The organism is Pseudoalteromonas sp. NCCP-2140, from assembly GCF_023708065.1.
Classification (GTDB): domain Bacteria; phylum Pseudomonadota; class Gammaproteobacteria; order Enterobacterales; family Alteromonadaceae; genus Pseudoalteromonas.
Window position 1 is genome coordinate 283,680 of record NZ_BRCZ01000001.1, and the last position, 13,228, is coordinate 296,907.

Annotated in this window: 11 protein-coding genes and 1 tRNA gene; 9 read left to right on the top strand and 3 right to left on the bottom strand. The window is 40.1% G+C overall.

Features of this window, described 5'->3' with window-relative positions; genetic code table 11:
• Positions 1-119 precede the first annotated feature (119 nt).
• Entirely contained in the window at positions 120-1,193 is a 1,074-nt protein-coding gene (locus NFU46_RS01400) for a sensor histidine kinase (protein ID WP_054554884.1), read from the top strand.
• The gene (locus NFU46_RS01405) at positions 1,190-2,014 is read left to right on the top strand and encodes a LytTR family DNA-binding domain-containing protein (protein WP_054554883.1); all 825 of its coding nucleotides are present in this window, start codon (positions 1,190-1,192) and stop codon (positions 2,012-2,014) included. The genes NFU46_RS01400 and NFU46_RS01405 overlap by 4 nt, the downstream gene beginning before the upstream one ends.
• 245 nt (positions 2,015-2,259) lie before the next feature.
• Here NFU46_RS01405 and pyk read toward each other — a convergent pair whose 3' ends face one another.
• Positions 2,260-3,693 carry a pyruvate kinase gene (gene pyk / locus NFU46_RS01410; protein ID WP_251598986.1) on the bottom strand — a complete coding sequence of 478 codons (1,434 nt, stop codon included), beginning with the start codon at positions 3,691-3,693 and terminating at the stop codon, positions 2,260-2,262.
• A 423-nt stretch (positions 3,694-4,116) separates the two neighbouring features.
• Here pyk and gndA point away from each other — a divergent pair, with 423 nt between their 5' ends.
• Complete coding sequence (gene gndA, locus NFU46_RS01415) at positions 4,117-5,490, top strand: NADP-dependent phosphogluconate dehydrogenase (RefSeq protein ID WP_054553937.1); 1,374 nt, start codon at positions 4,117-4,119, stop codon at positions 5,488-5,490.
• 54 nt (positions 5,491-5,544) lie between these two features.
• On the opposite strand, the gene ansA is transcribed toward gndA, so the two are convergent.
• Both ansA and sppA read right to left on the bottom strand, forming a co-directional pair.
• The gene (gene ansA / locus NFU46_RS01420; protein WP_054561413.1) at positions 5,545-6,555 is read right to left on the bottom strand and encodes an asparaginase; all 1,011 of its coding nucleotides are present in this window, start codon (positions 6,553-6,555) and stop codon (positions 5,545-5,547) included.
• Positions 6,556-6,614: 59 nt separating this feature from the next.
• On the bottom strand, positions 6,615-8,480 hold the full coding sequence (sppA, locus tag NFU46_RS01425) for a signal peptide peptidase SppA (RefSeq protein ID WP_251598989.1): 1,866 nt from the start codon (positions 8,478-8,480) through the stop codon (positions 6,615-6,617).
• Positions 8,481-8,679: 199 nt separating this feature from the next.
• Here sppA and NFU46_RS01430 point away from each other — a divergent pair, with 199 nt between their 5' ends.
• The 6 genes from NFU46_RS01430 (at position 8,680) to NFU46_RS01455 (ending at position 13,220) form a co-directional block, all read left to right on the top strand.
• Positions 8,680-10,641: an FAD-dependent oxidoreductase gene (locus NFU46_RS01430; RefSeq protein ID WP_251598993.1), complete on the top strand. Its 1,962-nt coding sequence runs from the start codon at positions 8,680-8,682 to the stop codon at positions 10,639-10,641.
• Positions 10,642-10,702: 61 nt separating this feature from the next.
• On the top strand, positions 10,703-11,413 hold the full coding sequence (locus NFU46_RS01435; protein WP_251599010.1) for a DoxX family protein: 711 nt from the start codon (positions 10,703-10,705) through the stop codon (positions 11,411-11,413).
• A 63-nt stretch (positions 11,414-11,476) separates the two neighbouring features.
• Positions 11,477-12,025 carry an NAD(P)H nitroreductase gene (locus NFU46_RS01440; RefSeq protein WP_175081898.1) on the top strand — a complete coding sequence of 183 codons (549 nt, stop codon included), beginning with the start codon at positions 11,477-11,479 and terminating at the stop codon, positions 12,023-12,025.
• 199 nt (positions 12,026-12,224) lie between these two features.
• Positions 12,225-12,602: a hypothetical protein gene (locus NFU46_RS01445; RefSeq protein WP_054561417.1), complete on the top strand. Its 378-nt coding sequence runs from the start codon at positions 12,225-12,227 to the stop codon at positions 12,600-12,602.
• Positions 12,603-12,675: 73 nt separating this feature from the next.
• Positions 12,676-12,766 (top strand) — tRNA-Ser (locus tag NFU46_RS01450).
• Positions 12,767-12,818: 52 nt separating this feature from the next.
• Positions 12,819-13,220: a hypothetical protein gene (locus NFU46_RS01455; protein ID WP_130166376.1), complete on the top strand. Its 402-nt coding sequence runs from the start codon at positions 12,819-12,821 to the stop codon at positions 13,218-13,220.
• Positions 13,221-13,228 lie beyond the last annotated feature (8 nt).

Genomic DNA, 13,228 nt, shown 5'->3' on the forward strand with positions numbered 1-13,228 from the left:
TTCGCTTTTTTAATGTCTGAAGAATGCGGTAAGGCTATAAAAAATTAAGATAGGCGGCAGTGCTTTGTTCTCGTGACTATCGGTATAATAAAAATAATTATGAAAGGTAATCTGATATTTTGAATTGGCAATCATTAGTTGATAATCGACAACGCTTTTTCTGGGTTTTGCAAATTGCAGGCTGGATAGGTTATGCGTTAGTTAATTATATCGGCTCAAAAGTCTTTGAAATGCGTGATATTTACGTATTTGTTATTGTATTAAACGCTTATGCAGGCTGTTTAATGACAGTACCTTTACGTTATATGTATCGTAAAGTTTGGAATGCCTCACCCTGGGTATTAATGCTTGTCGTTTTTGGTGCTTCCTATGTCACAGGCACATTATGGGCCGTTGTACAAAAATTCAATTTATGGGAAATCTACCGTCACGGTTACCGTCCAAATGAATGGTTTTATTACTTTCAACAAGGTTTAGATTCGGTTTATATCATCCTTTGTTGGAGTGGTTTGTATTTTGGTATTAAGTATTACCAGCTATTGCAAAGTGAGCGACAAAAGGCTCTAAAAGCAACCACTATGGCTCACGAAGCTCAGCTGAAAATGCTGCGCTATCAACTTAATCCGCATTTCTTATTTAATACCCTAAATGCAATCTCAACCTTAATTTTGGTAAAAGAGAACAAAGATGCAAATTTAATGGTGTCAAAATTGAGTGACTTCTTACGATACACACTCAATACCGACCCAATAAAAAAGGTGCCATTAGAGCAAGAAATTCATGCCCTCATGCTGTACTTAGAAATTGAAAAAGTACGCTTTGATGAACGTTTACAAGTTAATGTAGATGTAAGCGAGCAGGCAAAAGAAGCCTTGGTACCAAGCTTGATCCTCCAACCTATTATCGAAAACTCGATAAAGTATGCGATAGCGCAACTAAATGAAGGTGGTGTGATTGATATTAAAGCACAAGTTTTTGCAAATGAACTATTATTGGAAGTAGGCGATAATGGTCCTGGCACTGAGCTTAAAAATGGCCAACTGGTTAATTCTCAAGGCGTTGGCATAGCTAATACACAGGACCGCTTAAAAACACTTTATGAGAACAACTACTCGTTTGTTCTCTCTGACAATACGCCAAGTGGATTAAAAGTTAATCTGCGCGTTCCGTTTGAAAAGGCTGTTAAGAAATGAGCAAAATTAGAACTTTGATCGTTGATGATGAACCGCTAGCAAGAAAAGGCTTAGCTGTTCGACTTTCTGAGTTTGACGATTTAGAAGTCATTCGTTTATGTAGCAATGGTCAAGAGGCAATTGATGAATGCTTATCGGGCAATATTCAATTGGTTTTCTTAGATATTCAAATGCCAAATATGAACGGTTTTGAAGTTGCAAGAGCACTTAGCGAGAGCGTTAATCCATTACCCGCTATTGTGTTTGTCACGGCTTTTGACCAGTTTGCAGTTAAAGCATTCGAGATTCATGCGTTGGATTATATTCTTAAACCAGTCGATGACAACAGACTAAAACAGGCGGTAGAAAAAGTGCATACCTATTTAAAAACGCAACAAGATAACGCCCATAAGAAAAAACTAGCGAGCTTTGTTGCAGGTATTACAGGCAATAATTGCGAAGAAATTTTAAAGAAGTTAGCAACGGGCGATAGCCTTGCTGACCGTCGTTACCCAGAATCATTAGCTGTAAAAGAGCAGGGCGAGATTGTTCGTGTGCCTGTTATTACAATTCAATGGGTTGATGCGGCTGGTGATTATATGTGCCTTCATTGCCAAGATGGGCAAACGCATATCCTTCGTAAAACAATGAAAGAGCTTGAACAAGAGCTTGATCCACAACTATTTGTGCGAGTTCATCGCAGTGCCATTGTGAATACTAAGCAAATTAGCAAACTTGTAACTCAAGTAAGCGGTGAGTATCTTTTAGTGCTAGATAACGGCCAAGAGCTAAAAGTAAGCCGTAGCTATCGCGATAAAGTGAAAGCAGCGCTCGCGAGCTAATACCAACCCGCAATAATACTTAATCATTTTGAGGGATAAAACCTGTCGCTAACTGCGTTAAAAATTTCTCATTTAGAACAACTAAATAACGAAATTTTTGCCTTGTAATCAACGAGGTTTTATTGCCTCAAAATAGACTACTTAATTAAGCGGATTGGTATAATAGCTATTCAAAATTTAATAAGTTAAAGACAAAAAAGGCGCAATTATTAATTGCGCCTTTTTTATTGAAAATTTGTAACAGATTAAACAGTTACAATCTTCATTGTGTTTGTTGCACCAATCGTTTCCATTGCATCACCGTGAGTTAAAATCACAGTATCACCTGCAACTAGTGAGCCTTGCTCAACAAGTGTGTTTAATGCATCACGTACCATGCTTTCATCTTCACATTTCGTTGAATCGAAAAATACAGGATAAACACCACGGTAAAGTGCTGTTTGGCCCAGCGTACTTGGATGACGTGATAATGAATAAATTGGTAAACCAGAGCTGATGCGCGACATCAATTTAGCTGTACTACCTGATTCAGTCAGAGTCACAATAGCTTTAACAGAATCTAAGTGGTTAGCTGCATACATCGCAGATAACGCAATTGATTCAGCATTTGATGAAAAACGGCTGTCTAAACGGTGCTTAGAAACGTGTGTTTCTTTTTGTGATTCAGCACCTAAACAAACGCGAGCCATAGTCGCTACGGTTTCTTCAGGGTAGTCACCAGCGGCTGTTTCAGCAGATAACATAACTGCATCAGTACCATCTAATACGGCGTTTGCTACGTCCATAACCTCTGCACGTGTTGGCATAGGGTTATCGATCATAGATTCCATCATTTGTGTTGCAGTAACAACAGTACGGTTAAGTGAACGAGCACGGCTAATGATAAGCTTTTGCTTACCAACTAGGGCTGCATCACCAATTTCAACACCTAAGTCACCACGAGCAACCATTACAGCGTCAGAAGCAAGAACGATATCGTCAATTGCTTCAACGTTTTCAACTGCTTCTGCACGTTCGATTTTCGCTAATAGTTGTGCGTTTGAGCCAGCGGCTTCTGCTAAAGAGCGAACATAACGCATGTCATCACCACTGCGTGGGAATGAAACAGCAATATAATCAACGCCAATCTCAGTGGCAGTGATTAAATCTTCTTTATCTTTATCAGTAAAAGCAGGGGCTGTTAAACCACCGCCTAAACGGTTGATACCTTTGTTATTTGAAAGTACGCCACCAACAGTTACTGTTGTGTGTACTAGGGCACCATCAACGCTATCTACTGTTAATTGAATTAAACCGTCGTTTAATAACAGTAAGTCGCCTGTTTTAACGTCGTTAGGTAGCTCTTTATAGTCGATACCTACTGCATTAACGTCGCCTTGGCCTTTTTCCATTTTTGCATCAAGGGTAAATTTTGCGCCAACTTCTAGGTTTACTTTACCGTCTTTAAACGTTGATACACGAATTTTAGGACCTTGTAAGTCTGCAAGGATAGCAACGTGTTTGCCTAAACGCTTAGCAATGCTGCGTACCGCTTCAGCGCGGTCTTTGTGATCTTGTGCTACGCCATGTGAGAAGTTCAAACGAACCACATTTGCACCTGCACGAATAATTTTTTCTAGGTTGTTATCGCGATCGGTTGCCGGTCCAAGGGTCGCAACAATTTTTGTGCGTCTTAGCATCAAATTCTCCTGTGCGCTCAAATATATTAAGCGAATTGATGGTTATCTATTAAAATGTCGTGCTATAAACCTTTAATATAGGCTTATACATAAGCACAATGTAGAACTCATAAGTAAAAAATGATTGTTTTTACTTATGAGAATCTGGCTCTTTGTATTAATTATAGAGTATACAAAGGGTGAATGACGTTATTATGACACCGGTGTCAGGTAGCGTCAATACACATACCTTTTTAAAGGGTATTATAAAAATCTGGTCCGATGCCTTGGTTATTTTGATATACTGGGGGCAACGTCGCTTCATGATTTCGATGATTTATCTCAAGTTGGCTGTCAAGCTCGCATTTTTGGGCTGCTTGGGTATAATGCGCGCGTAATTATTTTGATTAACTAACCAATAGTTGTTACCGAGGAGGACACTAAATGCAAGTTGCATTAGTAGGGTTAGGCGTTATGGGTAAAAATCTTGCCCTCAACCTGATTGAAAAAGGGCTGACATTAGTAGCTTATGATAAAAACCCAGATGCGGGTGCCGAGTTACTAAGCTGTGCGAAAGCACTAGGTTTGGCAGACCGTTTACATATTGTGTCTGATTTAAATGATATGGTTAGACGCTTAGAGCCGCCTCGTTCGATTCTTCTTTTAGTTCCTGCTGGTGAATTGGTTGATAAAGTATGTACAGAGCTTGCAGAAGCAGGTGTTGACTGTGATGACATTATCGTAGATTGCGGCAACAGTAACTACAAAGATGGCATTAGCCGTAAACTTAAATATCAAAACAAATTTGAATTTGCCACTATGGGTATTTCTGGCGGTGCAGAAGGCGCACGTCACGGTCCTGCAATGATGGCAAGTGGTTCAGAAGGCGGCTGGGAGCGCGTTGAGCCGTGGTTTGAAAAAGTAGCGGCAAGCTATAAAGGTGAGTCGTGTTTTGCGCGTGTAGGCCAATCTGCAAGTGGTCACTTTGTGAAAATGGTTCATAACGGTATCGAATATGCGTTAATGCAATTAATTGCAGAAATGTATCAATTATTACGTTTAGGTACTAATCGTTCACCAAAAGAAGTGGCTGACATTTTCAATGAATGGTCTGAAGGCACTTTAAATAGCTACTTACTGTCAATTTCAAGCCATATCTTGAGCCTTGAAACGACTGAAGGCGAGCCACTAGTTGATTTAATCGACAATAAAGTTGGCGCGAAAGGTACAGGTTTATGGACTGCACAAAATGCCTTAGAGCTTGGTATTGCAGTGCCATCACTAGTTGCAGCTGTTCAAGCACGTCACTTAACAAATACTTGTGATACACATGCTGCTAAAGAAATGACTTACGCTGCTAAAGCAACTGATACCGTTGATTTAGACTTAGCAGAGCTAAAAGATGCATTCACATTGGCAAGTTTACTTGCTTACCGTCAAGGTTTAGCCCTTATCAAAGGTGCGTCTCGTGCGCATCAGTGGAAAGTAGATCTTTCTAAAACGCTACAAACATGGCGCGCAGGTTGTATCATCCGTGCTGATTACTTAGACAATGTAGCTGAAGGTGTAGAATTTATTGATTCTATGCAGCGTGAATCAGCAGCATTACGTAAGGTAACGGGTGCAGCAGTTGCATCTGGTCTTGCATTCCCAGTGTTAACTGCAACGCAAACTTACATTGCGACGTTAACAACACCAAGTAATGGTCACCTTGTTCAAGCACAACGTGACTACTTCGGTGAGCATGGTATTAAAACTCATAGTGGTGAGATTTGCCATTTAACAGACTTAGTTGAGATTGACGAAAAAGTTCGTTAATTATCAAAAAGCATAAAAAAGGCACCAATTGGTGCCTTTTTTGTATTTGCTGTATTAACGACTTAGCTCACCGCGCAGGTTGTCTTGCATCAAGTGACGAATTGTTTCTACTTCAAGCTTTTGACTAAATAAGTAGTGTAACTTGGTCAAACAGGCTTCTAATGTCATATCGTAGCCACTGATCACACCACAATTTAATAAGGCATTACCGGTTGCATAACCGCCCATATTAACTTGGCCTTTTAAGCACTGTGTTAGATTAACAATCACCATACCGCGTTTACTTGCATCATTAAGAATGTCTAAGAACGCCGGATCTTGCGGGGCATTACCGACGCCAAAACTTAATAAAACAAGTGCTTTGATGTCGTCATTAACTAAACTTTTAACCACTTTTGGACTGATCCCAGGGTAGAGATAAAGCACACCAATTGGCTGTGGTGTGATATTTGACACCTGTAGTTCGTTATCAACGTAAGGGCTTAGTTGCCCTTTGATCAGTTGAATATTAATTCCAGACAGTGCTAATGGTTCAAGGTTCGGTGATGCAAAGGCATCAAAGCCATCAGCATGGGCTTTTGTTGCACGGTTACCACGGAACAACTGGTTATTAAAAAACAGGCTTACTTCAGCAATAGGGTAATTAGCGGCTAAATACATAGCATTAAGTAAGTTTACTTGGCCATCAGAACGAAGTTGCGACAATGGAATTTGTGAGCCTGTCACAATTACAGGTTTTGTTAGGTTTTCGAACATGAAAGACAAAGCAGAAGCTGTGTAGGCCATAGTATCGGTACCATGCAAAACCACAAAACCATCATAGTCTTGGTATTTACTCTTAATATCGTCAGCAATTAATTGCCAGTGGGCAGGGGACATATCTGAAGAATCAATGAGCGGGCAATATTCGTGAATATCAAACAAAGGCATTTCATCACGATTGAACTCTGCATTATTGACCACTGTTTCGGTTAAAAAACCTTCTGCCGGAACATAGCCACGGCTCGATTTTTTCATACCGATAGTACCACCGGTATAGGCGATATATATACGTTTACGTTTCATAAAAAAAGCCCAGTTAAATAACTGGGCTTAGTATACCTAAAATCGCTTAGCTAAGTAACTTATTGAATTACATTACACACTAAACAACGAGCGTAAACGCCTTGTGGATCGTTGTAATCTTTTAGGTTATCAATTTCACTACTTAACTGATTAATAAGGCTTTGTAAATTAGCTTGTGTCGCAAGTACTGATTGTGATGAATCAGACTTAGCAAAGAAGCTCTTAACAGCCGCTGTACCAAAGATATCTTGTAGCATTTGCTCTTGTGGTGTGAGCGATTGCTTGATGGTTTTAACATCATAATGATTAAGCTTAGCAAGCTCAGCTGCTGCCTTAATTGCATCTTGCTTATCGCCAAGTTTATCAACTAAACCCAGCTCTTTTGCTTGAGTTGCAATCCATACACGGCCTTGGGCAATTTTATCAACTTGCTCAGGGGTCATGTTACGCGCTTCAGCGACTACATTTAAGAAACGTTTGTATGCATTTTCAACGCTCATTTGAATGATATCTGACATCTTCTCATCAAGTGGGCGTGCAATAGAGAAGCCAGCTAGGTCTGTTGTAGCAACGCCATCTGAGTAAATACCTAATTCAGCCATAGTATTTTCAAACGTCATGAAAGTACCGAATACACCGATTGAACCTGTAATTGTACTAGGGGCTGCCCAAATTTCATTGGCTGCAGATGCAATCCAGTAACCACCTGATGCTGCCACTGAGCTCATTGAAGCGATAACCGGTTTACCCGCTGCTTTAAGAGCTAATACTTCAGCACGGATAACTTCAGAAGCAAACATACTACCACCACCTGAATCGATGCGTAGTACAACGGCTTTCACTTTGTCATCAAGACGCGCTTTGCGAAGTAGGGCTGCTGTAGAGTCACCACCAATTTCACCTGCTTTACGCTCGCCATCAACAATGGTGCCTTTCGCAACAACCACAGCTACTTTTTCAGTGATTGGGTTATCGAACTCAACAGGCGGTTTTACCAGCGATAAATACTCACGGAAGCTAACTTGCTTAAAGGTTTTGCCTGTTTCTTCTGCACCAACTAACTCAATAAGCTGTTGGCGAATTTGTTGTGAGGTTTTTAAAGAATCAACCCACTGATTATTTAACGCGTACTGACCTGAGTTACCGTCAACTGCTTGCATTTTTGTAAGATAAACATCCATATCTTCATCAAAATTGCTTTCATCGAATGGACGGCTCGCAGCAACGTCAGTTTTATACTCGTTCCAAAGTGCAGTTAACCAAACGCTATTCGCTTCTTTTGCCGCATCTGACATGTCATTACGAATAAATGGCTCAACCGCTGACTTGTAAGTACCCACACGGAAAATATGTTGAGTCACTTTTAACTTTTCAAGCGCATCTTTGAAATAAAGCGGGAACATACCGTAGCCTTCAATGCTCACACCACCATAAGGGTGCATAGACACTTCATTAGCGTGGGCTGCAATATAGTATTGAGCTTGTGTATAGTAATAGCCTGTTGCGATAACTTGTTTGCCTGCATCTTTAAAGGCATCAATTGCTTTAGTTATTTGTTTTAGCTTATTGATGTGCGCACTTGGCATTTTTTGTAGATCAAGAAGCATTACACTGATGCGATCATCTTTAGTTGCTTGGTTGATCACTTCAACAACATCATCAAGAAGAATTTCAGATGGTGCTTCTTTACCCATAGTTGCATCGTTGATTGCTGCTTCTACAGGATCAACATACGTTTTTTCTTCAACAATAGGGCCATTTAAGTTTAGGCGTAGCACGGTTCCGTCTGCTACTTTTACTTGGTCTTCTTCACCAGTGATAGCAACAAAGAAGAGTATTACTAGTAATAGAAATAATATGTTTAGGACCAAACGGCGGGAAAAATTAATCCCGGTCCAAATGCCTTTAAATATCTTTGCTAGCAAAATAAATCCTTAATTCAGTACAGCTTAGTAGTGATCTCATCTTAGCTTAGAATAACTTTAAATTTAACTGTTAAATAGTAACAGAGTGTTTAAAACGACAATTTGCTACAGAATAATTACCAGTGAAAAGTTGATTATTCTAAGTTATTGCCGCAGAATCTATTTCAAATAGAGGTTCGACCAGTTAACGGGGCACACAATGTTAGAACAAAAATTACAATTACCGCATACCGAACTTCGTAATCGTTTGGTTATGGGTTCAATGCATACCGGCTTAGAAGAAGGCTGGCATAACCGTAAACGCTTACGTGCATTCTACGAAGCACGTGCCAAAGGCGGCACGGGTTTAATCATTACAGGTGGTTATAGCCCAAATATTCGTGGCAAGCTATCTCCGTTCGCATCAACATTTAACTCATTTTATGATGTGATCAAACACAAAGCATATACTGATGCAGTGCATCAGCATGGCGGAAAAATTTGCTTACAATTATTGCATGCAGGTCGCTATGCTTATCATCCATTCAATCAAGCGCCAAGCTCAATTCAAGCACCTATTAATCCGTATAAACCTAAAGAAATGTCGTTGGGTTCAATCAAAAAAACCATCAAAGACTTTGCTAACTCAGCAAAAATGGCTGAAAAAGCAGGTTATGATGGTGTTGAAATCATGGGTTCTGAAGGTTATTTGATTAATGAATTCATGGCTAACCACACGAATAAAAGAACAGACAACTATGGCGGTAGTTTAGAAAACCGCATGCGCTTGGCTGTTGATATTGTTAAAGCTGTACGCGCTAAAGTAAGTCAAAAGTTCATTATTGTATTTCGTTTGTCTGTGATGGATTTAATTCCTAATGGATCAACACCTGATGAAGTAAAACAACAAGCCCTAGCACTTGAACAAGCTGGCGTTGATATCTTTAACACCGGTATTGGTTGGCACGAAGCTCGTGTACCAACCATTGCCAGTATGGTACCACCAGGAGCATTTAAAGAAGCATCAAAACGCTTGAAAGAAACGGTATCAGTGCCAGTTATCGCGGTTAACCGTATTAACACTCCAGAAATTGCCAATGGAATTTTAGAAGCAGGCGAGTCTGATTTAATTTCGATGGCACGTCCTTTATTAGCAGACCCAGAATTTTTCAATAAATACGTTAATAATAAGTCTGAGCAAATCAATATTTGTATTGGTTGTAATCAGGGCTGTTTAGACCATGTGTTTAAAAACAAACGTGCCACCTGTTTGGTTAACCCACAAGCGGCTTTTGAGTTAGATTACTGCCTTGAAAAAGCACCATCGTCTCGATTAGTACTGGTTGTGGGTGCTGGCCCTGCTGGCCTTGCTGCAAGTTGTTACTTAGCAGCGAAAGGTCACAAAGTGACTTTAATTGAACGTAAAGAACAAATGGGTGGCCAATTTAATTTAGCCATGCAAGTGCCGGGTAAAGAAGACTTTAACCATACCCTTAACTACTTTACTAATGAATTAAAGCGTTTAAATGTCGATTTACAGCTCGGTACTGAATTTACTGACAAGATGCTCAATCAATACGATGATGTGGTGTTTGCAACAGGCGTACGTCCGCGTGAAGCCAAAATAGAATGCAGTGATGGCAAACGCGTATTCGCTTATGATGAAGTAATTCGTGGTGAAGTAGAACTAGGCGATAAAATTGCGATTCTAGGTGCCGGTGGTATCGGTTTTGATATGGTTGCCTTTTTAAGTGAACACAAAGGCCAAACAATTGAGCAATTCAAAACTCAATGGGGTATTGAATGCGAAGCTGCGCCTGAAAAAGACAATCGTCAAATTTACATGCTTAAGCGAAGTGCAGGGCGTTTTGGTAGTGAACTTGGTAAAACAACGGGTTGGATCCACCGTCAAGTTGCCAAACAGCACGGTGTTAAACAAATCGCTGAGTGTCAATATCTAAGCTTTGATAAACAAGGTTTGAAGATAACGGTAAAAGGTGAAGAGCAAATCCTCGATGTTGATACCGTGATTGCTTGTATTGGTCAGGTGTCAAATACTGAAACGTTCGACAATCAAACCGAAAACGCTAAAGTACACGTTATTGGTGGCGCAAAACTAGCTGCCGCTATCGATGCTAAACGTGCAATTTTTGAAGCGTTACAAGTCGCTCGTAAAATTTAATTGAAAGTAAACTAGAAAACGTGCGGTCTATGTGATTAATCTATTTAGTCATGAGACCGCTATGTTGAACACCCACCTAATACCCCTTTACCAACACACCTTTAAGAAACTGCAGTTTTTAGATGGACTACCGAGTCTATTAATTCGCTTGATTTTAGCCCCAGTGATGATCATTGCCGGCTTTAATAAACTTGCTTTAAGCGGTGATGTTACTCACTTTTATCAATACTTTTTAGCATCTGAGGATATTGCTGCTTGGTTTGGAAATAGTGACTGGGGTTTAGGTCTACCCATGCCCTCTGTATTAGCCTTTTTAGCTGCATGGACTGAGTTTTTAGGGGGGATCTTTATATTATTGGGTTTATTTACTCGTTTAACAGCAATCCCTTTAATGATCACCATGCTGGTTGCAGCGACAACAGTACATGCCAGTAATGGCTGGTTTGCTGTAACACCTACCGATGCCAGTACCAGCCCTGCGAGAGTGCTGAATTGGCTAGCAATACCAGGAAGTGAAGCCAGTTTAGTTAATTCCAATGAAGCCAGTGAGAGATTAGCTAAAATGCGTGAATTGTTAGAGACGCATGGTTATACAGAATACCTTTATGCGAAAGGGAAGCCTGTAATATTAAATAATGGTATTGAGTTTTCCGCAATATACTTTGTTATGCTCTTAAGTTTATTTTTTGCAGGTGGCGGTCGTTACGTCAGTTTAGATTATTGGTTAACTAGAAAAGCATCTAATAGCTTTATTGCTAATAAAGATAAATGATAAGCTTGGGTTTTCTGCCCCGATTATTAAGGGGTGTCGTACTTAAGCATTTACGGAATATTCATGGACGCTTTAACGCTATTACAAACTCGACAATCAGATCCTCGTCTTATTGCACCTGGACCAACTGCAGAACAACTTGAAATTATTAAGCGAGCGGCCATAAAAGTGCCTGATCATGGCTGTATTGCGCCTTGGCGGTTTATTGTCGTTGAAGGCGACGCACGTAATAAATTAGGCGATATCTACCATCAAGCCGCTGTTGCTGAAAACCAAGATGATAGAACCATTGAGCGCGCTAAAGATCTACCTCTACGCTCTCCTATGATGATCATTGCCATTGCTGATGTAACTGAAAACCCAAAAGTGCCACGTATTGAACAAGTACAAAGTGCAGGCTGCGCTGTACTTGCAATGCAACAAGCGGCATTTGCGCAAGGTTTAGGGGGCATTTGGCGTACAGGTTATTTTGCACAGAGCCCAGCTGTTAAAGCGGCACTAGGTTGTAAAGAACAAGATGAGATTGTTGGCTACTTATATCTGGGTACACCAGAAGTAGACATTAAAAAACCAATCAGACACAAGCCTGAGACGTTTTTTGAGAATTTATAAATATTAGGAACTTTTTTGCAGTTAAGCAGTCAGACACTATTAAGCTTACTTATGTTAGTTTTTTTAGATTTAGCTTAGCTGTAAGAAGCGCACGGATGCAAAAAACGAAATAATTCTTCTTCAGTGTGTTTTTTAATCGGTTATTTTTTGTTAACGTATGGATAGTCTTAAAAAAATAACGATAAAGAAGACGAGAACGATGGGAAACTTATTTTTACGTGAAAAAGAAAATTGGTTCGCTTGGTCAATTTGGGGCTTAGTTGGCGCCGTGGTCACTTTTTTTGTTGCCATGTCTACGAAGCAACCTCATTACCTTGGCTTGTCTGCTGTAGTGGTATTACTCCTACTGACTTGGTGGATGCAAAGCACTAAACGTTTCGATTTCGGCCGCGCTTTTAAAATTTGTTGCTACGTTTTAACGATCACCTGCTTACCCGCTTTTGCATTAGTCATTATACCTAGCTATAACCTCAATAAAATTGACGTAATAGTGCAGGGTTCAGGCTTTGCAATTGTTAGTTTAATTGTTTGTTTAGTTTGCTCTTTAATCGCAAAGCGCCCTAAGCAGTACTATTAAAATTACTTTTTTAAAGTTTTTTACATTTAAGGCTTTACAACGAACGCAGTAAACACTATTATGCGCGCCGTACGGAGAGATGGCAGAGTGGTCGAATGCACCGGTCTTGAAAACCGGCAGGGGTTTGTAGCCCCTCTAGGGTTCAAATCCCTATCTCTCCACCATTATTTAGAAAAACCGCCTTTAGGGCGGTTTTTTGCTATCTGGAGATAAGTAATGTCAGCAAGCGAGTCTTCTTCTACACTAATGCGCATTGTTAAACATGTTCTGCTTTGGTGTATCTTTTCTTATTTTTATCACAGCGGGATCAATGTACTTGTAGCTATGGCCCATGATGCGCAGCCTGATTACGGGCTAATATCTTCAATCGCTTATGGTATTGGGTTTAATGTGTTAGTAGGGCACCTTATTGGCAAATACGACAAGCATTGGCCTGTCATTGCTGCATGTGTGATTTCGACTGTGGGTCTTATTGCCGTGCCTTTAGTTATGTTGGGCAAAGATGGTTTAATGAGCGGCTTTTTTATTGCTTCGATGATCGCTACATTACCTGTTGCGACATTTGTAATTGATAAAATAAAGCAGCGAATTAGTGCAAACACTGAGCAAACGCAGTAAAACTAGGC

Excerpts from the sequence above, each read along its gene's own strand:
- NFU46_RS01430 (WP_251598993.1), top strand. The coding sequence starts at position 8,680 with ATGTTAGAACAAAAATTACAATTACCGCATACCGAACTTCGTAATCGT.
- NFU46_RS01440 (WP_175081898.1), top strand. The coding sequence starts at position 11,477 with ATGGACGCTTTAACGCTATTACAAACTCGACAATCAGATCCTCGTCTT.
- gndA (WP_054553937.1), top strand. The coding sequence starts at position 4,117 with ATGCAAGTTGCATTAGTAGGGTTAGGCGTTATGGGTAAAAATCTTGCC.
- NFU46_RS01405 (WP_054554883.1), top strand. The coding sequence starts at position 1,190 with ATGAGCAAAATTAGAACTTTGATCGTTGATGATGAACCGCTAGCAAGA.
- NFU46_RS01455 (WP_130166376.1), top strand. The coding sequence starts at position 12,819 with ATGTCAGCAAGCGAGTCTTCTTCTACACTAATGCGCATTGTTAAACAT.
- pyk (WP_251598986.1), bottom strand. The coding sequence starts at position 3,693 with ATGCTAAGACGCACAAAAATTGTTGCGACCCTTGGACCGGCAACCGAT.
- ansA (WP_054561413.1), bottom strand. The coding sequence starts at position 6,555 with ATGAAACGTAAACGTATATATATCGCCTATACCGGTGGTACTATCGGT.
- NFU46_RS01445 (WP_054561417.1), top strand. The coding sequence starts at position 12,225 with ATGGGAAACTTATTTTTACGTGAAAAAGAAAATTGGTTCGCTTGGTCA.
- NFU46_RS01435 (WP_251599010.1), top strand. The coding sequence starts at position 10,703 with ATGTTGAACACCCACCTAATACCCCTTTACCAACACACCTTTAAGAAA.